General features: G+C 72.3%; 18 protein-coding genes. 11 read left to right on the forward strand and 7 right to left on the reverse strand.

Features of this window, described 5'->3' with window-relative positions; genetic code table 11:
• Positions 1-24: 24 nt before the first annotated feature.
• The 5 genes from ACZ4A5_RS17850 to ACZ4A5_RS17870 form a co-directional block, all read right to left on the reverse strand.
• Positions 25-432, reverse strand: coding sequence for a YciI family protein (locus ACZ4A5_RS17850; RefSeq protein WP_467584218.1), 408 nt, complete (start codon positions 430-432; stop codon positions 25-27).
• A gap of 372 nt (positions 433-804) precedes the next feature.
• Positions 805-1,743 carry a transglutaminase-like domain-containing protein gene (locus ACZ4A5_RS17855; protein ID WP_467584220.1) on the reverse strand — a complete coding sequence of 313 codons (939 nt, stop codon included), beginning with the start codon at positions 1,741-1,743 and terminating at the stop codon, positions 805-807.
• Positions 1,744-1,997: 254 nt separating this feature from the next.
• The gene (locus ACZ4A5_RS17860; protein ID WP_467584223.1) at positions 1,998-2,525 is read right to left on the reverse strand and encodes a hypothetical protein; all 528 of its coding nucleotides are present in this window, start codon (positions 2,523-2,525) and stop codon (positions 1,998-2,000) included.
• A gap of 335 nt (positions 2,526-2,860) precedes the next feature.
• Positions 2,861-5,620 carry an ATP-binding protein gene (locus tag ACZ4A5_RS17865; RefSeq protein ID WP_467584225.1) on the reverse strand — a complete coding sequence of 920 codons (2,760 nt, stop codon included), beginning with the start codon at positions 5,618-5,620 and terminating at the stop codon, positions 2,861-2,863.
• Between the two features lie 244 nt (positions 5,621-5,864).
• On the reverse strand, positions 5,865-6,419 hold the full coding sequence (locus ACZ4A5_RS17870; RefSeq protein ID WP_467584228.1) for a DUF1697 domain-containing protein: 555 nt from the start codon (positions 6,417-6,419) through the stop codon (positions 5,865-5,867).
• A gap of 327 nt (positions 6,420-6,746) precedes the next feature.
• Here ACZ4A5_RS17870 and ACZ4A5_RS17875 point away from each other — a divergent pair, with 327 nt between their 5' ends.
• Together ACZ4A5_RS17875 and ACZ4A5_RS17880 are read left to right on the forward strand one after the other, a co-directional pair.
• Entirely contained in the window at positions 6,747-7,973 is a 1,227-nt protein-coding gene (locus ACZ4A5_RS17875; RefSeq protein WP_467584448.1) for an MbnB/TglH/ChrH family RiPP precursor modification enzyme, read from the forward strand.
• Positions 7,970-9,016, forward strand: a complete 1,047-nt coding sequence (locus tag ACZ4A5_RS17880) for a TIGR04222 domain-containing membrane protein (protein WP_467584231.1) — start codon at positions 7,970-7,972, stop codon at positions 9,014-9,016. Before ACZ4A5_RS17875 ends, ACZ4A5_RS17880 begins: the two co-directional genes overlap by 4 nt.
• 62 nt (positions 9,017-9,078) lie before the next feature.
• Here the strand turns inward: ACZ4A5_RS17880 and ACZ4A5_RS17885 are convergent, their stop codons facing one another.
• Positions 9,079-9,885, reverse strand: a complete 807-nt coding sequence (locus tag ACZ4A5_RS17885; RefSeq protein WP_467584234.1) for an alpha/beta fold hydrolase — start codon at positions 9,883-9,885, stop codon at positions 9,079-9,081.
• A 61-nt stretch (positions 9,886-9,946) separates the two neighbouring features.
• On the opposite strand from ACZ4A5_RS17885, the gene ACZ4A5_RS17890 reads away from it, so the two are divergent.
• From ACZ4A5_RS17890 to ACZ4A5_RS17930, 9 genes are all read left to right on the forward strand, one after another.
• Positions 9,947-10,438: a MarR family winged helix-turn-helix transcriptional regulator gene (locus tag ACZ4A5_RS17890; protein ID WP_467584237.1), complete on the forward strand. Its 492-nt coding sequence runs from the start codon at positions 9,947-9,949 to the stop codon at positions 10,436-10,438.
• A 367-nt stretch (positions 10,439-10,805) separates the two neighbouring features.
• Complete coding sequence (locus ACZ4A5_RS17895; protein WP_467584451.1) at positions 10,806-11,714, forward strand: alpha/beta hydrolase; 909 nt, start codon at positions 10,806-10,808, stop codon at positions 11,712-11,714.
• Positions 11,715-11,777: 63 nt separating this feature from the next.
• Positions 11,778-12,488: an alpha/beta fold hydrolase gene (locus ACZ4A5_RS17900; RefSeq protein ID WP_467584241.1), complete on the forward strand. Its 711-nt coding sequence runs from the start codon at positions 11,778-11,780 to the stop codon at positions 12,486-12,488.
• 76 nt (positions 12,489-12,564) lie between these two features.
• Positions 12,565-14,283 (forward strand): MFS transporter, encoded by a 1,719-nt coding sequence (locus ACZ4A5_RS17905; RefSeq protein WP_467584242.1) that lies wholly within the window; start codon positions 12,565-12,567, stop codon positions 14,281-14,283.
• A gap of 246 nt (positions 14,284-14,529) precedes the next feature.
• A complete protein-coding gene (locus ACZ4A5_RS17910; RefSeq protein ID WP_467584246.1) occupies positions 14,530-14,988 on the forward strand; it encodes a pyridoxamine 5'-phosphate oxidase family protein in 459 nt (152 codons plus the stop codon).
• Between the two features lie 68 nt (positions 14,989-15,056).
• Positions 15,057-18,191 (forward strand): amino acid adenylation domain-containing protein, encoded by a 3,135-nt coding sequence (locus ACZ4A5_RS17915; RefSeq protein ID WP_467584249.1) that lies wholly within the window; start codon positions 15,057-15,059, stop codon positions 18,189-18,191.
• Positions 18,188-19,396 (forward strand): cytochrome P450 family protein, encoded by a 1,209-nt coding sequence (locus ACZ4A5_RS17920; protein ID WP_467584252.1) that lies wholly within the window; start codon positions 18,188-18,190, stop codon positions 19,394-19,396. The genes ACZ4A5_RS17915 and ACZ4A5_RS17920 overlap by 4 nt, the downstream gene beginning before the upstream one ends.
• A gap of 43 nt (positions 19,397-19,439) precedes the next feature.
• On the forward strand, positions 19,440-20,651 hold the full coding sequence (locus ACZ4A5_RS17925) for a cytochrome P450 (protein WP_467584256.1): 1,212 nt from the start codon (positions 19,440-19,442) through the stop codon (positions 20,649-20,651).
• A 72-nt stretch (positions 20,652-20,723) separates the two neighbouring features.
• Positions 20,724-21,833 carry a HEAT repeat domain-containing protein gene (locus tag ACZ4A5_RS17930; RefSeq protein ID WP_467584259.1) on the forward strand — a complete coding sequence of 370 codons (1,110 nt, stop codon included), beginning with the start codon at positions 20,724-20,726 and terminating at the stop codon, positions 21,831-21,833.
• A 41-nt stretch (positions 21,834-21,874) separates the two neighbouring features.
• On the opposite strand, the gene ACZ4A5_RS17935 is transcribed toward ACZ4A5_RS17930, so the two are convergent.
• The gene (locus ACZ4A5_RS17935; protein ID WP_467584261.1) at positions 21,875-22,852 is read right to left on the reverse strand and encodes an alpha/beta hydrolase; all 978 of its coding nucleotides are present in this window, start codon (positions 22,850-22,852) and stop codon (positions 21,875-21,877) included.
• Positions 22,853-22,891: the final 39 nt, after the last annotated feature.

Raw genomic sequence — 22,891 nt, forward strand, 5'->3', positions numbered from 1 at the left:
GCAGGGCCTCACCCATTGCCGAGGTCACTCCGTGGTGGTGGGCGGGCAGGCCAGGAACGGGCGGACCTCGAGCCACTCGTGGATCGGCTTCCCGCCCGCTCCAGGGGCGGCCGACAGTTCTCCGGCCAGCTCGACGGCGCGTTCGTAGCTGTCGACGTCGATCACCATCCAGCCGGCGATGAGGTCCTTGGTCCCGGCGAACGGGCCGTCGGTGACCGGCGGGCGCCCCTCGCCGTCGTACCGGACCCATGCCCCCTCGGGGGCGAGCGCCTGGCCCTCGACGAACTCACCGGTCTTCTCGAGCCGGGCCGCGAAGTCGTTCATGTACTGCACGTGCGCCGAGACCTCCTCCGGCGTCCACCGGTCCATCGGCACGTCGTTGACCGGGGCGGGGGCGCCGCGGTAGTGCTTGAGCAGCAAGTACTTGGCCATGGTGTCTCTCCTCGCTGGTGCGGCCCGTTGTGGTCGCGTTCCTGGCGGGGACGGAGCCCGTCACAGGTTCTCGACATCGCCGTCCTGCTTTTTGGATTCTCGTGGATGAGCCGGGGTGAGGCGTCTAGGCGCGGGTCTTTCCTTGTGTAACGAACGGCGTCAGGAGCGGGTGCGTGCGTTCGGTTCTCGTCCTCGGTGTCCTCGGCGGTGCGGGGCCCGGAAGGGACACAGGCCCTGCCCCGGGCCGCCGGCCTGGGTGTTGAACTTGGTGGCAGCCGGCGGCCGACGGGGACTGACAGGCAGGGGTCGTCCGCCGTTCCGGCGAATGCCTTGGCGCGTGAGCCTGTACGACGCGCCGTCAGAGGTCAGAGGCTACGGGACAAGCCCGGGCCAGTCGCGAAGGGTGACCTCGCTCGGGCCGTTGAACGGTGCGAGGGAAGTCACCGTCCGGGGTGTCCGCAGCCCGTCGTTCTCCGCGAAGAGCTGCCGCACCGCGGTGAAGGACATCTCACCGGTCGTCACCTCCGCGGCCACGTCGTACAGCTCGCGGATGGCGTCCGTCATCCCGCTGTCGTCGTCGGCCCCGACACCCCAGACGTCCCACAGGAGCGTCTCGACCTTGTTGAGCGCCGCGAGGTCGAGACGGATGTCACCCACCACGAACCACTCCCCGGCCAGAGGGCCGTCCGGCAGCGGGAGACCGTACGATCTCGGGTCGGCCTCGCCCGCGCGGATTTGCCGCCAGACGTCGCCGGCGATCCGGAAGCGCTCACGCGGGACGTCCATGGGGTCGAAGCCCACCTTGTGCGACCGCGCGACGAGCGGGTCCGCCAGCTGCGGATCGGCGAGCAGCCAGCCGCGTGCGGGATCCCAGTACTCGGTGACCACGTGGTCGCAGTGGAACCCGTCGGGACCGAAGTAGTCGGCGAAGCCGGAGCGGATCCGAGCGGGTATGCCCACGTGGCGAAGGAACGAGCAGTGCAGCAACGCGAGATCGCGGCAGATACCCACGAAGCGGTCGCCGATCTCGCGGCGCTGGGACAAGGGGGCGTCGTCGCGTGCTACGACGATCCGCAGAATGTCGTCGACATAACGCGTCTCGGCGTCGTCGCGGAAGCGGTCTTGCGGGATGGCGTAGTCGAAGAGGTCGCCCTCCACACGGTGCACCACCAGGTCCCGGGCGATCCTGGCGAGCTCGCGCGGATCGGCGGGCAGGGCGGTGTAGAGCGGTGAGAGGTTCCCGGGGTCGGAGAACGGGCTCTGGGCCGCGTAGAAGGCAGCGGCGTCCGGGGCGAGTCTGGGAACTGGCATGCGGGTCACCATGACAAATTTCCCCTGACGCTGTCCATGGATGAACGCGATCTTGTTCGGGGCCGCTCGGGCTGCCGCGGCGGCGCGGCATCGGCATCCACTCGGCCCTCTCGCCTCGCGGCGCGCCCGGCTGCCACGACCTGGGCGAGCTCCGATGACGCCCGCGTGCTCCTCCCCCTCTAAAGAGGCGGAGGAGCACGCGTCACCGGGCCCCCGACGAAAACAGCCGGTGATCACAGCGGTCGGCGTTGAGGTCAGAATTGCAGTGGGTCGAGGCGCGTCTTGTTGTCCTCGCTCAGCGACAGCCGGCTTGCGATGGTCGGTGCGAAATCCCCGTCGGAGAAGGACAGGTCGAGTTCGTATCCGAACTTCCACGTGTCGTCGCCGTGGGGCTGGATGTTCAGCCGCAAGTGGCCTCCCTGCAATGCGTCCCAGGTGAAACCCGGTCGCAGCTTCAAGGAGATCTGACGGGTCGATCCGTCGCCGAACTTCCCGAAGAATCCGGTCGCCGAGGCGGCCACCTTGTTGTTGCGGCCCAGGACCTGAATGGACAGCAGTGTGTCGCCGTCCTTGTCGTCGTCGAGGGTGAAGAACGTGATCGACGCACCGGTCAGTGTCGCCCCCCTGGCCGCCGGCCTGACGTGAACGGCGGAAGCATGGTGCGAAGAACTGGCCGGCGAAGCCCCATCGGCGGCACTGGCCGCCCCCGCCGATCCGATGACGACGGCGAGAACGGTGGCGACCGAGGCCGCGGCCCGTCCCGTGAATGTGCTTGTCCTCATTGCACTCCCCTTTGCAAGCGACGCGAGACGCGGTGATCGAGTGAAGACCCGTCTCGCTCTTCGGCTTTCCGACGTCGGCGATGTCGGACACCATGCGGCTGCCTGTCCTCTGCCGTACCGCTGAGCGGAACGCGAGAGGCGCACTTGCCGGTCCACTGCGTCCCTGATGGCCAGGTCCGTCCCCCTGGTGCCCTTGCCGATCGGTGGAACCCAGTATGTTGAGCGGTCACGCACTGCGGATCCGTAGAGCTGACAGGTGAAATGGGCGGCCGTTGAACAGCGGAAAAGGGCCGTGGCCACCGGGAAGCGGCCTCGGCCCCTGCGATGACCGGGCGTCAGGCCGGTAGTTCTGCGGATCCGCCGAGCTGCCGGATCAGTGCCCGGCGCGAGGAAACGCCCAGTTTTCTATAGACGTTGCCCAGGTGGTAATCCACCGTGCGTACGGACAGCAGCACTTCGGCCGCGATCTCGCGGCTGGTCTGCCCCTGTGCCGCCGCCCACGCGATCCGCCACTCCTGCGGCGTGAGCACGCCCAGATCCGGCCGGTCGGCACTCGGCCGGGTGCGCAGGCCGAGGACCGTCAGTTCATGGCGGGCCTGCGCGGCCCACAGCGTGGCCTCGGCCGACTCGAAGATCTCCAGCGCCGCCGCGAGCGGCTGGTAGGCATCCTGCCGGCGCCGGGACCGGCGCAGCCACTGGCCTTGGCAGAGCAGGGTTCTGGCCCGCTCCAACGGTTCATCGACATCTCGGTGCGCCTCGAGCGCCGCGGTGAACAGCGGTCCCGCGGCGGCACCACGTGCCAGCAGCGCGCGGCACCGCAGTGCCGCGGCCCGTCGGCCGCGGCGGCCCGTCGCGGCGACGGCTGCGTCCAGCCGGTCCAGCACACACCGCGCCTCGTCGGACCGGCCTGCCCGCGCCAGCGCCTCGGCCAGGTCGGCGGCCACCGGGACGACGGCCGGCTCGACGACGGCGCGCAGCGCCGTGTCCGCGCGGCGCAGTGCGACGACGGCGTCATCGGTCCTGCCGCCGGACAGCGCCACGAGGCCCGAGGCGTATCGCACGCGTACCTCGGTCTCGAGGTCGTCCGGGCACAGCCGCATCGCCTCCTCGGCATGTGCCGCGCAGTCGTCGGCCCGGCCGAGTACGGCGGTGACCATGGCAAGTGTCGCGCGGGAGGCCGCGATGGTGGTCGGCTGCGCCATCGCGTCGGCGATACCGGCGCACTCCAGCGCGTCGGAATAGGCCGTGAGCGGGCGGCCGACGCGGATGTCCAACTGGGCTCGGCGCCGCAGTCCGTAGCCGAGCAGCGCGATGTCGCCGACGGCCCGGGCGGCGACGATGTCATGGTCGATCATGCGGCGCGCCAGGTCGTAGTCCTCGACGTACATCAGCACCTCGGCCAGTTCGGCGCAGGCCCCGTTCGGCACGTGCCGCTCGCAGACCGGGACACACGTCCTGGCCAGCTCGGCACCGGCCGGCCGCCCGGCGAGCACCTGCGCCAGCGCCATGCGCACGGCCCCCTTGGGGAAGGCGGGGTTGGGGCGACCGTCCGGGGCGGTCAGCGCCATCACCTTCGCGCAGACCTCCAGCGTCGCCGCGACGTCCCATCTGGCCAGCGGCGCGTTCATGGCCAGGCTCAGCATCTGACCGGCCGCCAGCCGGTCCTCCGGTCCGGCGCCGGCCGCCTCCGCGACGAGCGCGTCGAAGATGTCGCCGGTCCGCCCGCGCAGCACGGCGTGGTAGGCACGGTCGCCCAGCACCTCGATGCGCGCGGTGACGTTGTCCCCGGCCAGCGCCTCGGCCTGGTCGAGCAGTTCCTCGGAGTGGTCCAGCGCGCCCGCGGACGTCCAGATCTTCGCGGCGGCGCAGGTCCGGGTGGCTCGCAGCACCGGCTCACCGGTCAGCTCGGCGGCCCGTTCCAGGGCGGCGGCCTGCGCGACGATCCCGCCGTGCCGCCGGGCGCGGTCGGCGGTGGCCTCCAGCGCCGCGGCGACCTGTTCGTCAGGGCCGACCGTCGCGCAGGCGAGATGCCAGGCCCTGCGGTCCGCGTCCTTCGGTGAGGTGCACGCGCCGGCCAGCGCGGCGTGCGCCTGCCACCGTTCGCCCGGCCCGGCCTGCGCGTAGACGGCCGACCTGATCAGCGGATGCCGGAACGTCACCGTACGCCCGGTGATCTGCACCAGACCGCTGACGGTGCCCTCGTCCAGTGCCGTGAGATGGACGCCGAGCGCTCTCAGTGCCCGCGCCACCACCTCCAGCTCCGCGCTCCCCGCCGCGGCGCACACCAGCAGCGCCCGCCGCTGCCGGGCCGACATCGACACCAGCGGCGCCGTGAAGGCGCGTCGCAGCAGTTTCGTCGTCGGCAGCGGTTCGACCAGTTCGCTGAGGCTGTCCGCGGTCTCCAGCGGCAGCACCCGGGGCAGCTCCAGCAGCGCGAGCGGGTTGCCCATGGTCAGCGCGGCCAGCCGTGCGCCGACCAGCGCCGGCACCTTCCCGTTGCGGGCCAGCAGTTGCAGGCTGGCCTGCTCGTCCAGACCCTCCAGGCGGAGTGTCTCGATGCCGGGCGCGTCGAACTCGGGGACGTCCCGGGCCGCGAACACGATCAGTGCCGGGTCGGCGAACAGCCGGCGCGCCGTGAACAACAAGGCGGCCGCCGACGCGTCGTCGATCCAGTGCGCGTCGTCGATCAGGCACAACAGCGGCCGGCGGGCGGCGGCCGCGGTGAGCAGCGCGAGCGTCGCGGCGTAGACCGCGTGCCGGCCGGCCGCCGCCGGTGGCACGGCACCGTCGTCAGCCGTCTGCGGCACGAGGGCGGACAGCACGTCGGCGTACCGGGCCGGGAGCTCCCGCAGCACGTCCGACAGGGGCCCGATCAGCTCGCTCAGCGAGGCGAGCGTCAGCTCCGACTCGAACTCGACGCCGGCCGCCCGCACGACGGCGCACCCGTCCGCGTTCTCGGCGAGATGGTCCAGCAACGCCGTCTTCCCGATCCCCGGTTCGCCGCGCAACACGATGCTGCGCCCGTGACCCGCGCGCGCCTCGCCCAGCAGTGCGGCCAAACGTGCGCATTCCGTCTCTCGTCCGACGATTCGCATGGTCCCCCCAGACAGCGTCCCCCGCTGTCACCAATCTACGGACAGGCGGGGGCGGAGGGGCCGCGTCATGCGAGGCGGAGCCGGAACCCTCATCGCCCGCTCCCAGGAGGGGCGTTCGCCTTTCCTGGCGTGTAGGGCGCGCCCGGCTCTTCCGCGCGTGATCAGCGGTCACTGCGAGCGGCCGGGGCGTGTCTCCCCGGAGGCGACGGTGCCGGTCTGCCGGGCCTGCGTGATCCGTCGCCGGCTACGGGTGACCGGCGGGGCCCGTGAGCTCCGCCAGCTTCGTGACCGTGTTCCAGTTGCGCGTCGTCGCCACGCCCCGCGCCGCCCTTCCCAGGGCGTCCGCCAGCTTCGAACGGCCCAGGCCCTCCGGGGCGTAGAGATAGAGCGCGCGGTCGCCGAGGCGGAAGTCCTCCGGCAGAAAGCGCTCGCCGTCGACCTTCGCGAAGTCGGCCGCCGTGACCGGGCCCGCGAAGTACGTGACGTGGAGCTGCTTCGGCTCCAGCGACGCCGCCGGGAAGGGGCAGGCGTCGGCCACCGCCCTCAAGTAGGCGTGGTCGCGCACCAGGACATCGACGGGGAATCCGAACCGGTCCTCGATCGCCTGGCTCACCCGGGTCTCGAGCGCCGCTTCGTCCGTCGGCCCGGCCGTGAAGGCAGCATTTCCGCTCTGCAGGTGCGTACGAACGTCCCCGTATCCCAATTCCGTGAGCAACGCCCGCAAATCCACCATCGGGACCTTCCGATGGCCGCCCACATTGATGCCGCGGAGAAGCGCCGCGTACGCCTTCGTCGTCATCCGCACACCTTAAGGAGAAACCCCGGTGGGCGGATTTCCCGCGCAGTTGCCGGGGTGGGGCGGAGCCGCTGAAGAGGGCGGCCCGGTGAAGCGCCCGGGCTCGATGGGCCCGGCGAGTGCGAGAAGGCAAGGACGGGCCGTGGCCTGGGCCTCGCGCGGCTGTCGGCCTGTCCGAGCCCAGGCCCGGACGCCTCGCCGATCCGAATGCGAGGGCATGCCCTCGCTTTTGCCGCTCTTTACGAAAACCTGACCATAAGGGTTACGGTATCCCCCACAAGTGATCTTGCTGTGGGGGGAGGCAAGCCGGTGGAACGGCTCGGTATCGGCATGGGCTGGCGCCCGGACATCGACCTGCTGGTCGAGCGCATGCCCGGTCTCGACTGGGTCGAGGTGGTCGCCGAGTCCGTCTGCCCCACGCATCTTCCGGCCTCGCTCCAACTGCTCCGCGAGCGCGGCGTGACGGTGGTGCCGCATGGCGTGGGTCTGGGGCTGGGCGGAGCCGGGCGTCCCGACCCGGAGCGGCTGGCCGCCCTCGCCGACCGTGCCGTGGCGCTGGGTTCGCCGCTGGTCTCCGAGCACGTCGCGTTCGTGCGCGCCGGATCGCCCGTCCTGGAGGCCGGGCATCTGCTGCCGGTGCCCCGGACCCGCGAGGCGCTGGCCGTCGTGGCCGAGAACGTCCGGATCGCGCAGGACGCCCTGCCGGTGCCGCTGGCGCTGGAGAACACCTCCGCTCTCTTCGCCTGGCCGGAGGACGAGCTGACCGAGGCGCAGTTCCTCGCCGAACTGGTCGAACGGACCGGGGTACGGCTGCTGGTGGACGTCGCCAACCTCCACGCCAATCACGTCAACTTCGGCGCCGATCCCGTCCGCGCGCTCGACGACCTGCCGCTGCACGCAGTCGCGTACGCGCACGTCGCGGGCGGCGTCGAGCGCGACGGCTTCTGGCACGACACCCACGCCCACCCGCTGACCGCGCCGGTCCTGGACGTACTCGCCGCCCTCCGCGCCCGCACCGACCCGCCCGGCGTGCTGCTGGAGCGCGATGGCAACTACCCGATGGCCCAGGAGCTCTCACGCGAACTCGACGCCATACGCGCGGTACTCGACGCCGGGCCGCCCGGCCGGGGAACGGTGAGCGGTGTCCGGGTGGCGTCCGGGGCAGTCGACGGCGTCCCCTCACAGGCCCACCGCGCCCGGCTGGACCGGGCTCAGGGCGAGGTGCTCGCGGCGCTCACCGCCGGGGTGCCCGCACCGGGGCGTTTCGACCCGGAGCGGCTGGCCGCCGCGTCCCGCGCCCTCGCCGCCAAGCGCTACGAGGTGGCCTCCCGGATCGCCCCGGAGGTGACCGAGGGCGCGCGGGGAGACTTCATCGACTGGGCCAGGACCAACCCGCTCCAAGGCGGAGCCCGTTCGGACGTGGCCGGCTTCGCCCGGCACCTCCTGGCCCGCGGCGGCCTCCCCGCGCCCCGCCGCCGCGCCCTGCGGCGCCGGCTCCGGCAGCTGGCCCCCCGGCGCCCCTTGCCCGGCATCTTCGGAAGGAAGGTCTCCCCATGAGCAACGCCTACCTGTGTCTGGCCGCCTTCTGGCTGGTGACAGCAGCCTGCGCGGCCTACGGCACCGTGGCCCGCGCGAAGGCCGTACGCGCCCAGGCCGGCACGACCTGTCCGGTCCCGCTGGAGAAGGAGACCGGCCCGGCCCCGCGGCACGTACTGGAACTGGCCTGGATGCACGGCGGCCCCGGCCGGGTCGTCGACACCGCCGTGGCCGCCATGCACCGGGACGGCACCCTGCGCATCACCCGTAAGGGCAAGGTCCACCTGCCGCACGGCAGCTGGGGGCGCACCGAGGTGGAGAACGCGATCCGGCGCGCACACGCCGAGGCGGGACGCGGCGCCTCCCCCTCGATGGCCGCGCTGCGGACACGCGCCATGACCCGGCGCGAGGTACGCGCCATCGGCGACGACCTGGCCGGGCGTGGTCTGTCCTACACCCCCCGGCAGCGCAAGCGCTTCCGCTTCGGCCAGCGCGTGCTCTGGCTGCTGCGGTGGCTGCCACTGCCCTGGCTCGTCGTGTTCGCGGTCGACCACTCCCTGCTCAAGCCCGGCAACCTGCTCTTCGCCGTCCTGCTGGCCCTGTCCGCCTACGCCGCCCACCAGGTGCGCACGCGCGTCCTGCCCACGCCCGGCGCCCTCACCCCCGGCGCACGGGAGCTCGAACAGCGGACGCGGCAAGGGACCACGCCCACCACGGTCCCCACTACCACGGGCGTCGGTCCGGGCCTGGCCGTCGGCCTCGGACTGTCGGCACTGGTCGCCCTGGCCCTGGACGGCCCGCTCACCGTGGCCGACGAAGAACTGCGCGATCAGCTGGTCACGGCGGCCGGGGACGGCGGCACCGGCTCGGCCCTCGCCGACTTCTTCACCGGCGGCTGGGGCGGCAGCGCAAGCAGCGGCACCAGCTGGAGCTGCGCGAGTTCCGGTGACAGCGGCTCATCCGGTGACAGTGGCTCAAGCGACAGTGGCAGCTGTTCGAGCGGGAGCAGCTGTGGGAGCAGTTGCGGAAGCAGCTGTGGCGGAAGCAGTTGCGGAAGCTCCTAGCCTGGCTCCGCCGGCTCCCCTTCCACCGCGAGGCCCGCACCCGCGGACGCGCACCTGTCCGGTCAGCGGGGAACCGTTCCGGTCGAGCGCGTGCTCGTGCGGCTGAAGTGGTCGTCGATCAAGGCGAAGGTCGCTTCGGGCTGTTCGAGCTGCGGAAGGTGGCCCGCTTCCGGGATGACGGCGAGCCGGCCGTCCGCGAAGGCCGCCGCGTACGCCGCTCCGTATGCGGGGGTGACGATGCGGTCGCTCTCTCCCCACAGCAGGAGGGCGGGCTGCCGGACGCGTCCGAGCCGGCGCAGCAGTTTGGGGTCGTGCATATAGGGGTCGTGGGTGAGGGCGTGCATGGTGGCCATGTTGGCCTGGAGCGCGGCGCGTTCGTCCGGGCTCAGAGTGGCGGGGTCGCGGTAGTGGCGGTCCGGGTCGTGCCAGGTGTGTTCTGCCGCGCCACGGGGGTCGAGCGCGAAGTAGTCCGCGATCGGTTCGTTCTCGACGCGCACCCCGACGGCGTTGATCAGGACGAGGCCGGTGATGATGCCCGCCGTGTCGCGCACCGCCATCTCGGCCGCGGTCCAGCCGCCGAGGGAGGAGCCGATGACCAGTACGTCCGTCAGCCGGCGGTCGTGGAGGTGGTGCAGGTAGGCGAGGGCGAGGTCGTCGATGCCGGTGAGCCACGCGGGGCGGGGTGTGCCGTCCCAGCCCGGGTGGACGGGGGTGAGCGTGTGCGCGGTGCGGGAGAGGTGCTCGGCGAGGCCGGTGACGGTGGCGCGACCTCCGCCGCCGTGCAGGATCAGGACCGGTCGGCCGGTCCCGGCCTCGGACAAGGTGAGCGGCAGGTCGTCGTGGACGGCCGCTGTGCGGTCTGCGGGCATGCCCCGCAGAGTAACCCAACATGTTTATATAAACTAGCTTGGTTCGCTGTAGACTTGACCCATGCACGGTGATCTCCAGGCCCTCGGCAGGGCCGTCAAGCAGGCCCAGTACCGCCAGCACCGGGCGCTCGACACCGCCTTGTCGGCTGTGGGGACGACCCTGGCCCAGTGGGACGCCCTGCGCGCCATCGGCCGCTCACCCGGTGCCTCGGCCCGGGTGCTGGCCGCGGCGACCTTCCAGAGCGAGCAGGCCTTCGGAACGCTCGTCGGCCGCCTGACGGCCCAGGGCCTGGTCGAGCGCCGGCCGGGACATGGCCGACGCATCGCGCACCACCTCACGCCTGCGGGCGAGCGGGTCCTGACGGCGGGTCACGAGGCTGCCGACCAGGTCCTCGCCGCCTGCTTCTCACCGCTGTCCGGTGCCGACCGGGCGGCCCTGCTCGGCCTGCTTCAGCGCCTCACCGCGGAAGACGGCGGCCGGCCCGACACCACCGGCACCGATGCCCCGACCCCGGTCGAAGGCTCCTCCGTCCCGCTCGCCGCCCGTCATTGAGCGTGCTGTCCCACGGGGAATTCGACAGCAGGAGCATTCAGGTGCGGTACAGGCACGTCGGCCTGCTCATGACCACGCCGGGGCGTCACCGGTGGCCGGGGGAATCATCCGCCCGGTGAGCGGGCGGCGCCTCGCGCTCCGCTCGGGTTCACTCGAAGGCCGGGATCGGGCCGCGGCGCGCATCACGCCACGCCCCATACCCCCGAACCGAACCGGCGGCTGGGCCCCATTCCTGAACGCCCACGGCAGCGCCTACGGTCAACGCATGACATCTGACGGTGATTTGAGCTGCGCAAGTGGCGATGTCCTGCGAGGACACACCACCCGCAGAGGTGTTCTACGAGGGGTGGGGCTGGCCACCGGAGGCATGGTCCTCGGCTCGGGCACGGCAGCCACCACGGCCGCTGCCGCCGTACCCGGACGGGGCACGGCCGGGCCGTGCACGTATGTACTCGTCCACGGCACGCACAGCGCGGGAGCGTACTGGCTGCCCGTCGCGGAGCGGCTGACCCTGCGCGGTCACCGCGTCGTCGCCGTGGACCTGCCCCTGCACGGCTCGCAGGCGTTCGTGCCGGAGTCGTATCAGCGGCAGGACCTCGCGGCCATGGCCACCGAGCCCTCGCCGGTCGCGGCACTGAGCCTGGACGACTACGAGAAGCACGTCACGCGTGTCGTGCGGCGGGCGGCCGCACACGGTCCCGTCGTCCTGGCCGGCCACAGCCTCGGCGGTGCCACGGTCAGCCGCGTGAGCGACGCCGTACCGGAACTGCTCCACCACATCTGCTACATGGCGGCCTTCTGCCCCAGCCCCGCGCTGCCGACCCCGGACGCCTGCACGGCGGCCCCGGAGAACGCGGACGCGCTCATCCCGCTCGCCCAGATCATCGGGAACCCCGAACGGCTCGGCGTCATGCGGCTCAACCCCCGTACCGGCGACCCGGAAGACCTCAAGGCGCTGCGGGAGATGATGTGCGCCGACTATCCGGACAACGCGTTCCGGCAGCGCCTGGGCAGTATGCAGACGGACGAGTCGACCACGGCCTACGCGGGCCGGGCCGTGGGGCGGACCGGGGCGTGGGGGCGCCTGCCGCGCACCTATCTCCGCTTCGGGAAGGACCGGACGATCGCCACGAAGCTCCAGGACCGGATGATCGCGGAGGCGGACGCCCGTACGCCCCGCAACCCCTTCCGGGTCCACGACTTCCCGACCGCACCGCATATCGGCCCGCTCGATCCGACGCCGGTGGCGGACGCTCTGGCGGCGCTCGCCCCGTAGCCGGACGGCACGTAGCGACGCGAATCCTGAGCGGTTGTCAGAAGGCTCCGCTACGTTGCGGCCATGGCGAATTTCGTACTGGTTGCAGGCGCGCGGCTCGGATCGTGGGCGTGGGACGAGGTGGTGCCGCTTCTGCGTGCGGCCGGCCACGGTGCCCACCCGTTGACGCTGTCCGGCCTCGCCGAGAAACAGGGGGTGCCGGCCGGGCAGCAGACCCATGTCCAGGACATCGTCGACGAGGTCGAACGGCGGGATCTGCGCGAGGTGGTCCTGGTGGGTCACAGCTACTCGGGTATCCCGGTCGGGCAGGCCGCCGAGCGGATCGGCGACCGGCTGGCCCGCGTGGTGTTCGTCGACTCCGCGGTTCCCGCCGACGGCGAGTCCTTCGTCTCCGCCTGGCCGGAGAGCAGGGCGAGGGTGGAGGCGTCGATAGCCGAGAACGGGGGATTCTGGCCCGTCGTGGGCGCGGACCACTACGCGTGCCAGGGCCTCACCGACGAGCAGATCGCACGGATCGTGGAGGGCTCGACGCCGCACCCGGGCGCCACCCTGACCGAACCCGCCGTACTGGCCCGGCCGCTGGGCGCAATCCCGGCCACCTACGTCACATGCCTGCTCGACGGCGCCGATCCGGGCGCCGACGTGGTCGAGCTGCTGACCAGCGAGCACTGGCGGCTGGTCGAGATGGATACCGGCCACTGGCCCATGTTCTCCCAGCCGCGCGAACTGGCGCGGATACTCCTCGACGCGGCCGGGGAGCGGCCGGCCGGCTGACACACCAGGCGCTCTTTCCCGCCAACGGCATGCGACGTCGTCTCGTTACCCGAGGTTCCGGGGAAAGATCCTTTCCATGGCCGACTCCCCTGCCGACGACATCGCCGCGCCCACCGCCCCCGGTCGCTCCTCCGCGCCGCACGAGCCACCTCCGTACGCGTGGCGTTGGGTGGCGCTGTGGGTGATCCTCGCCGCTGAGGCGATGGACATGCTCGACGCGTTGGTGGCCAACATCGCGGCGCCGTCGATCCACGCCGAACTGGGTGGCGGCACGAGTGTGACGCAGTGGCTCGGTGCCGCGTACGCGCTGGCGATGGCGGTCGGGCTGATCACCGGCGGGCGGCTGGGTGACATCGTGGGGCGTCGGCGGATGTTCCTGATCGGCGCGTTCGGATTCACCCTCGCCTCGCTGCTGTGCGCGGCGGCCCGGTCGCCGGGAATGCTGATCGGCGCGCGCGGGGTGCAGGGGCTGTTCGGCGCGGTGATGATCCCGCAGGGGCTCGGGCTGATCAGGGAGATGTTCCACGGCAGGGAGGCGGGCAAGGCGTTCGGGATGTACGGGCCGGTGATGGGGCTGTCGTACGTGGGCGGCCCGGTCCTGGCCGGGTGGCTGGTGAGCGCCGACTTCTTCGGGTCCGGCTGGCGCATGGTCTTCCTGATCAATCTGCCGTTGGGCCTGCTCGCGCTGCTCGGCGGATGGCGGTTCCTGCCCGAGTCGGGCCGTACGGCCGCGACGCGCCTCGACCTCGTCGGGGTGGTGCTCGCCTCGGCCGCGGCGCTGCCGGTGGTCTTCCCGCTCGTGCAGGGCCGCGAACTCGGCTGGCCGGTGTGGGCCTTCGTGTCCATGGCCGCGGGCGTGGCGCTCTTCGGGCTCTTCGGCTGGTACGAGACGCGCAAGGCGCGGCACGGTGGCGATCCGCTGGTGGTGCCGGGGCTGTTCCGCAAGAGGGCCTTCTCGGGCGGATTGGTGACGGGCGCGGCGCTGTTCGCCGCGGTGGCCGGTTTCTCCCTCGTGCTCAGCCTCTTCCTGCAGTCGGGGCTGGGTGCCACGCCGCTCGAAGCGGGGCTGGCTGTGCTGCCCTGGTCGGCGGGGAGCGTCGCGGGTTTCGGCGTCGTCCAGGTGCTGGACGGCTCGGGGGCGCTCGACCGGCTCGGCCGTGGGCTCGTCCAGATCGGTGTGATCGTGATGGCGGTGGGCACCGGGGCGTTCGCGCTCACGCTCCAGTTCGTCGGCGCGCGGGTCACGGTGTGGCAGGGCGCGCCGGCGCTGGCCGTCGTCGGGCTGGGGATGGGGCTGGTGATGGGCCCGTTCTTCCATACGGTTCTGGCCACGGTGGAGCCGCACGAGACGGGTTCGGCCTCCGGGACGCTCACCGCGGTGCAGCAGTTGGGCAGCGCGCTGGGCGTCGCGGTGCTGGGCACGGTGTTCTTCTCCGCGCTCGGCGGCCAGGTCGCGGGTGCTGCGGACGCGATGGCCCCGGGGCCACCCGGTGCGGAGCGGTCCGCGCTCGTCGTGGCGCTGCGCGCGTGCGGGCGGGAGACCGTCGAGTCCATGGATCCCGCGACGCCGCCCGATTCCTGTCGTCGGCTGGCGGACCGCCCTGCCGCCGAGGCCGGCCGGGCGATGGTCAGGCTCGGCTACGCCGGAACCATGAAGATCACCCTGGGCGCGGAGGCCGGCCTGCTCGCGGTCACGCTCCTGGCCTCCTTCCTGCTCCCCCGCCCCGGCGTGACGGGAGAGCACGGCGACAACCGCCACCGGCCGCCCACCACGCCAGCTCAGCGTGACGCCTGATGGCCGGAGAGTGATGTTGCCGGTTGACAGGCAGCGGCGAGACGTCCACGATCATCAGCTGAACAACCCGCCGTAGTCGTACTGTTGGCGGAAAAACCTGCATACAGGCTCATTTACCGGCCATTTGGCCCGCGCGGTCGAACGGATCACGACCGCTCCACGACGGCTCCGGCCCGGAGACCTCCGCCGCGACAAGGCCGTCGGACACCGCCACCGAGACAGGGAGACCAACTCTTGCTGCCCACGATGCCGCACCAAGAACGTGAACGTTTCCTCGCCGACCTGCATGTCGGCGTTCTGGGCGTCACCGACACCCGCGGCAGCCGCGCCCCGCTGCTCGTGCCCGTCTGGTACCACTACGAGCCCGGCGGCGAGGTCGTCGTGCAGACCGGCCGGGAGACGATCAAGGCGCAACTCCTGCGCTCGGCGGGCCGGTTCAGCCTGTGCGCGCAGGACGAGAACCGGCCGTACCGGTACGTCAGCGTGGAGGGCCCCATCACCGCGGTCACCGATCCCGTGGACCCGGCCCTGCGCGAGGCCATGGCCCGCCGCTATCTGGACCCCGAGGAAGCGCAGGCGTATCTGCAGGCGACCGCGGACCAGCTCAAGGACGACATCACCTTCCGCATGCGCCCTCAGCACTGGCGCACCGCGAACTTCGCCGCCTTCGCCGCCGAGTTCGCCGAGGACGGCAAGACCCCCTGACCCCCGCACGACACACATCAGGCATTGGTCGACATGACACCCCCCGCACCCCGAGCGAGCAGGAATTCATGGCAGATATCGACGTCTTCGTCCGGTCGACACCCCTTACCTCACCCGCCTCGACCGGCCCGGACGCACCTGACTATCCGCGGGACCGCCGCATTCCGGAGCTGTTCGAGGAGCAGGCCGCGGCCCGGCCACGGGCGCTCGCGGCACGGCACGGGGATCGCACCCTGACCTACGGGGAGCTGGCCGCCCGCTCCGATGCCCTCGCCGCGCGGCTGATCGCGCGGGGCATCGAGCAGGGTTCGCTGGTGGGAGTGTGCGGCAGCCGTTCCCTGGAGGCGTTGGTCGCCCTGCTGGGCATCCTCAAGGCCGGCTGCGCGTACGTACCGCTCGACGAGGACCTTCCGCCGGCCCGGCTGCGGGCCATGGCCGAGGACACCGGGTTGCGCGCCGCCGTCGTCCTGCCGGGCAGCGCGGGCCGCGTGCGCGGACTGCGCGTCCGCGTCGAGCTGGACGCTGTCGGCGCGGGTACCGATGACCGCGCCCTTCCCTCTCCGGTCGCGGACCTCGCCCGCGGCACATCCGCCACCGACTGCGCCTACGTGGTCTTCACCTCCGGCTCGTCCGGCCGCCCCAAGCCGGTGGCGATCCCGCACCGAGGCGTGGTCCGCCTGGTGCGCTCCGACCGCGAGCTGCCTCCGCCCGGCCCCGGCGACGGCGTGCTGCACGCCTACGGTCTGTCCTCCGACGCCTCCACGATCGAGATCTGGGGCGCGCTGCTCACCGGCGCCTGCCTGGTCCTCGCGGACCGCGAGGACCTGCTCTCCCCCACCGCGCTGGAGGAGCTGTTCCGGGCCCAGGGGGTGACCGTCGCCTACCTCACGACCAGCGTCTTCCACCTCGTCGCGCGGACCCGCCCCGAGGCCCTGGCCCGGCTGCGCTTCGTCTCGGCCGGCGGGGAGGCGATGGACCCCCACCTCACGAACGCCGTCCTGGCGGCGTGCCCCGGCACCACGGTGGTCAACTTCTACGGGCCCACGGAGAATTCGGTGGTCTCCACCGCCCATGTGCTACGCGCGTTGCACGCCGACGCCACGCACGTCCCCATCGGCCGCCCCTTCGGCGCGTCCACCTGCCACGTCCTGCGCTCCGACGGCTCGGCCGCGGCGCCGGGCGAGGAGGGGGAGCTGTACGTCGGAGGGGACGGCCTGGCCCTGGGCTACCTCGGCGACCCGGCGCTCACCGCCGAACGGTTCGTCAGCCTGCCCGCCATCGAACCGCACGGCCTGCTGTACCGCACCGGCGACCGGGTCGTACGGGGCACCGACGGCCTGCTCGAATACCGGGGGCGGCTGGACCACCAGGTGAAGCTGCGCGGCGCCCGCATCGAACTCGACGAGGTCGAGGCCCGCCTGCGCGCCCACCCCGAGATCGGCGAGGCCGTCGTCCAGGTCGAGTCGGGGTCCCTGACCGCCTACGTCACCGCAGCGAGCCCGGGCCGCGCCCTGCCGCTGCCCGACATACGCCGGTACTGCGCGGACTGGCTGCCACCACAGGCCGTCCCCACGCTCGTGCCCATGGAGCACCTGCCGGTGACCAGCGGCGGCAAGGTCGACCGCGCCCGGCTGAAGGCTTCCGACCGCACCACCGCCACCCACCACGGCGAGGCGGCGGACGGGACGAAGGTCGAGGGTCTGCTCGACGCGCTCACCGAGGTGTGGCAGCAGGTGCTGCGCGTACGCCCCGCCCCGCAGGACGACTTCTTCCTCCTCGGCGGCGACTCCCTGCTCGCCTCCGAGGCCGTCACCCGCACCCTCGCGGTGCTCGGCCTCGACGCCGGGCTGGGCTCCACCCTGATCAGGGCCCTGCTGGCCACGCCCACCCTGGAGGGCTTCGCCGCGGCGGTGCGTGAACTGCGCGGCGGGTCCCGTACGGCGCTGCCGGAGCCGGCCGTCGACTTCGTGCGCGAGAGCGAGCTCGGCTTCGAGCTCCCGCCCGCGCAGGGCCCGGCCCCGCGCCCGGACGATCCGGCGGAGGTGCTCCTCACCGGCGCCTCGGGCTTCGTCGGCGCGTTCCTCCTGGACCGCCTCCTGCGCGCGACCACCGCACGCGTCCACTGCCCCGTACGGGCGGCGAGCCGCACGCATGCCACGCAGCGGGTGCGCGACGCCCTCGCCCGCTACGGCCTGCACCCGGACGCGGCCGCCTGGCGGCGAGTGGAGTGCTTCCCCGCGGACCTGGCCGAACCCGGCCTCGGGCTGGTCCCCGAGCACGCCGCCGAGCTGTCCGGCCATGTGGACCTGGTGGTGCACAACGCGGCCCGCGTCAACTTCCTCTATCCGTACGAGGAGTTGCGGAAGCCGAACGTCGACGGCACCCGGGAGATCATCCGGCTCGCGGCACCCCGGCGGGTGCCCGTCCACTTCATCTCCACCGTCGCCGTCGTCGCCGGTTTCGGCACGGCCGGGGTCCACGAGGTCGACGAGGACGCCCCGCTGGCCCACGCGGACGGGCTCACCATGGGCTACGCGGAGAGCAAGTGGGTCGCCGAGGGTGTGCTGCGCCACGCCTCGGAGCAGGGCCTGCCGGTCGCCGTGTACCGGCCGTACGAGGTGACGGGCGACCGGGTGCACGGCGCGTGCAACACCGAGACGGCCATCTGCTCGCTGTTCAAGACGATCGCCGAGACAGGTCTCGCCCCCGACATCGAGCTGCCGATGGACTTCGTGCCCGTCGACCACCTCGCCGAGTCCGTGGTCCACATCGCCACGCACCGCCCGGCTGCCGGGCAGACCTACCACGTCACCAACCCGCGCCCGGCGATGCTGGCCGACGTACTCGACCGGATGCGCGCGGCGGGCTGCGAACTGGAGACGCTCCCCTACGCGCAGTGGGTGGGCGAGCTGGTGCGCCACGTCAGCCGGAACCCCACCAGCCCGACGGCCCCGTTCGTGTCCCTGTGCGTGGACCGCAGCCGCAACGCCGACATGTCGGTCAAGGAGATGTACGTCAAGGGCACGTTCCCGGTGCTGGGCCGGCGCAACGCGGAGGAGGCGCTGGCCGACAGCGGGCTGCACTGCCCGCCGGTCGATTCCGCCCTGCTCGACCGCTACTTGGAGTATTTCTTCTCCTCCGGCTACATCAAGCGGCCGACGCGCGGACACGACGTTCCGTCCGGGACGGAGCACACCGCATGAGCGACACCGAAGCACTCGTCCCGGTCCCGGCCGTCGAACCGGGCACCGCGGGCCCGCCGTGCGCGTACGCCCGGCTGCGCGACGAGCGACCGGTCGTCAAGGCGCAGTTGCCCAACGGTGAGACGGGCTGGCTGATCAGCCGCTACGAGGACGCGCGCGCCGCCTTCGCCGACCCACGGCTCGTCCGGCCGCTGCTCTCGGCCTGGCCGCCCCGGGAAGGGGAGGACGCCCCGCCGCCCTGCCTGCCGACGTTCCTGGAGATGACCGGCGCGCACCACGAGCGCGTGCGCCGCGCGGTGCTGCCTCTCTTCGGCCGGCGCCGGCTGGCGTTCATGGAGCCCCGGATCCGGACCATGGCGGAAGAGCTCATCGACACGATGACCGCCTCGGCCGAGGGCCGCACGGCGGACCTCGTCGCCTCGTACGTCGAGCCGCTGCCGCTGCGGGTGCTGTGCGAGACGGTCGGGCTGCCCCACGAGGACCGTGACGTATACCTGCCGCACACCCTCACCCTCCTCAGCGCCGCCGCGCTCACGATGGACGAGGTGCTGGCGGCCCTCTACGCGCTCCAGGACTACGCGTCCGAGCTGATCAGCCGGAAGGAGCGGGAGGAGGGTGACGACTACATCCACCTCCTGCTGGCCGAGAGCCGCCGCGCGGGCAGCGAGCTGACCCGCGACGACGTCGTCAGCTTCGTCGTCACCATGCTCATGGCCGGCTACAAGACCAACATGCAGCACACCGGCAACGCGCTGCTCACCCTGCTCACCCACCCGGAGCAGATGCGGAAGCTGCGCGACGCCCCCGAAGGCATCGGGACGGCGGTGGAGGAGCTTCTGCGGTACGTCCCGCTGATGAACGCCATAAACATCCTCGTCGCGGAAGAGGACTTCACCCTGCACGGACAGCGGATCCGCGCCGGCGACGCGGTCGTCCCCGTGCCCGCCTCCGCCAATCGCGACCCGGCGGCGTTCGCCGACCCCGACCACCTCGACCTGACCCGGACGCCCAACGCGCACATCGCGTTCGGGCACGGACCGCACGCCTGCACCGGAGGCCACCTGACCCGGCTGCAGCTCGGCACAGCCGTGCGGGTGCTGCTGGAGCGGCTGCCCGGCATCGAACTCGCCGTCCCCGCGGAGTCGATCCCATGGGACGAGTCCACACCCTTGCGTGCCCCGGCCCGGCTGCCGGTGCGCTGGTGACACACCCCGCCACCCGTCGATCGCACGAGAAAGGCCGGAAAGCGTGACCACACCGGACGTACGCGCCTCCGAAGAGGCCCTGCCGCACTACCCCTTCAGCACCCGGGGCGACCGGCTCGCCCCCGAGCTCGGTGACCTCCAGGCCCGCTGCCCCGTGGCCCGGGTCCGCACCAACTCCGGCGGCGAGGCGTGGCTCGTCACCGGCTATGAGCTGACGCGGCGCGTGCTGCGAGAGCGCACCTTCGCCCGGTCCGTGCTGGGCGACCCCGACAGCCCGGGGCAGGACGCCCCGATCCTGGCGCCCGAGCTCCTGGACGCCATGAACCACCTCCAGCAGGCCGGGCTGCGCGACGAGGCGCTCAAGGCACTCGGCCGCAACCAGCCGGACCTGCCCGACGAGTGGGTCGCCGAGGTCACCCGCGAGGGCCTGGACGCGATGCTCCGGGAAGGCAACCCGGGCGATCTGCAGCGTCACTTCGCGGAGTGGGTAGCCGCCCAGTGCATGTGCCGGCTGCTCGGTCTGCCTTTCGAGGACCGTGAGTGGCTCGCCGTGCGCGCCGATCTCGACCTGACCATGGTGACCCCCACCAACGAGGAGCTCGCCCGCAACTGGGAGGAGATCCGCGTCTACATGCACGAGCACATGGCGGGCCGCCGACCCGGGGAGCCCCGCGGTCTGCTGGACCGGCTCGCGGACCTCAACGACCCCCGGAGCGGCCTCACCGACGTACAGCTGTCGAACATCGCGTCGGTCCTCTTCGTCAGTGGCTACGAGGACTTCGCCAGCTTCCTGGGTGTCGCCGCTTTCAACCTCCTCCAGCACCCCGAGGTGATCAGCGCCGTACGCGCCCGGCCGGAAACGATGCCGGCCTGCGTCGAGGAACTGCTGCGCTGCAGCGTCGTCCTGGGCAACGCCATCCCGCGCTTCGTCACCGAGGACAAGGAACTCGGCACCGAGTCCGTCAAGGAGGGCGATCTGATCCTGCTCTCCCTGGACGCGGTCAACTTCGACCCCGCCGCGTTCGCCGACCCCGACGCCTTCGACCCCACCCGCTCCCCCAACCCCCACATGCGCTTCGGCTACGGCCGCCACCACTGCCCCGGCGCACACCTGGTGCGCAACCAGTCCGCCACCGCCTTCCGCGTCCTGCTCGACCTGCTCCCGGACATCCGCCTCGCGGTACCGGCGGACGAGGTGCCCTGGCACCCCAACCGCATGGCGATCATGGCGGCGGGGATCCCGGTGACGTGGTGACGGCTGTGCCACGGTGAGCGAGGGGCCGGCCGTACGCCACAAGCACGACGGGGAACGTAGGCTGCTCCCCATATGACCGATGAACAAGGGAACGGCCCCGCGCAGTCGCCTCTGCTGCTCGCAGTCGACCGGGGTGACTACGAACTCGTCGCGGACGGGCCGGCTCCGCCGGGGCCGGGAACGGGGACGGAAGGGCAGCGGGCCCTGGAGATCGCGCGGCACTGGTGCGAGGCCGGCGTCGAGGCCGAGCTGCGGCGCAGATCCGGGGCCGCGGGGGCGGCGGAGCGCGCGGTCGTGCGGCATGACGGCGGGCGGCTGTCGCATGAGGTGTCCCTCGGCGGGCTCACCGTCCGCACGGGTCACGCGGCGATCCTCACCCGCCTGGAGTCCGCGTACGGAATCGCTCCGTCCTTCGACGTGCTGAAGCACCGGGCCCTGGCCGAGCCCGACGTCGGTCACGTGGTGTGGTTCGAGACGGTGTCCGTGCTGTGCCAGCGACAGCTGAGCGCCCCCGCGGACCTGGACGTGGCCTGGAACCCCGCGGCCGCGCTCGCCGTCAGCCCGGACCCCCTGGAGCGGTACTTCGGTGCCGACGTGCTGTGCTGCGTGGACACCTTCGACGCGAGTGAGGACTTCCCGTTCAACGCTCCGCTCGCGGACCTCTTCCTGCCGTGGGTGGCACGGGAGGAAGACCCGCGTGTGCTGCGGGTGCTCACCGACGGCCTGGCGGGTTCCATGGATCCCCGCGCCGTGGCACCGCTGACCACGCTGACGCGCCACCCTGACGACCGGGTCCGGGAGCTGGCGGTCCAGGGGCTCCCGTACCCGATGAACACGGGGAACGAGGAGGCCGTGACGGCCGTCGTGGCACGCGCGCGGGACGACGTCCCCGCGGTCCGCCGCGCCGCCTGCAGGGCGCTGGGCTCGGTGCCCGCCGGCTACCCGGACGTGACCGTGGCCCACGTCCCGTACGGCCCCTTGCGCCTGGACGCGCTGGCCGGCTGCCTGAGTGACGCGGAGGAGGACGTACGGGTCACAGCGGCGGGCCAGTTGGCCATGAACGATGATCCGCGCGCCGACGGAGTGCTGTGCTCCTACGAGGGCATCGGCCAGGACTCGCCCTACTACTGGGAGCTGTACAGCGTGTGGCCTCACCGCGAGCGACAGGCGGAAGCCCGCTGAGAGGTCCGGCCCGCGGCGGATCGTGGACCGTGGGTCCTGGCCTACGGGGCATCGGACTGGGTGAGGATGCGCCGGAGCCAGCGGGTGCGGGCATCGCGGGCGTCCTGGCTGAGGGCCGCTCGCGGGGCGAAGGTGTCGAAGCCGTGGCAGGCTCCGGGCCATACGTGCAGTTCGGCCTGTCCCCCGGCCTGCCAGATCGCGTTGGCGTAGGCGACGCCCTCGTCCCTGAGGGTCTCGGCCGACCCGACCTCGATGTACGCCGGAGGCAGCTTCGTCAGGTCCGTGGCGCGCGCCGGAGCCGCGTAGGGCGGCAGGTCGGCGGCGCCGTACCGGTCGCCCAGCAGCGCCTGCCACGCGGTGGTGCTGGAGATCCGGTCCCAGGTGTCGGTGCCGGCCATCTGGTGGCTGGAGAAGGTGGTGCCGCGGTCGTCGAGCATCGGGCACAGGAGCAGTTGCCCGATCGGGGTGGGGCCGCCCCGGTCACGGGTGAGCAGGGCGAGGGCGGCGGCGAGCCCGCCACCGGCGCTCTTCCCGCCGATGATGACGCGGTCGGGTTCGATGCCCAGTTCGGCCGCGTGCGCGGCTGCCCAGACGAGCCCGGCGTAGCAGTCCTCCAGCGGACCGGGGTAGCGCGTCCTGGGTGCCAGTCGGTATTCGACGGAGATGACGGCCATCTCCAGTGGGAGAGCCCACTGTCGCAGCAGCCGCGGGAGTACGGACCAGGCGTTGCCCGTGATCATTCCGCCGCCGTGCATGTAGTACAGCAGCGGCAGCGGTCCGGCCGTCCCGGCGGGCCGCGCGCTCACGAGCGTGATGTCCGGCCCGCCCGGCGGTCCCGGCACATCCAGCTCGTCCACCCCGAAGCGTCCGTCGGCCCGGAGTTCGCGCAGCGTCGGTCTGGGCCGGGCCGCGGCGTCCCGCTCCTGGAGGTCAGCGAGGTTCCCGGGGGTCACCGGCTCCCTCGCCGCGTGCCCCAAGGCCGCCAGTGCCGCCGTCAGTTCGGGATCGAGAGGGGGCACATTCCCGGCGCTCATGGCCGGCCGGCCCATCGGGCGCGG

The organism is Streptomyces sp. NPDC025618, assembly GCF_055558795.1.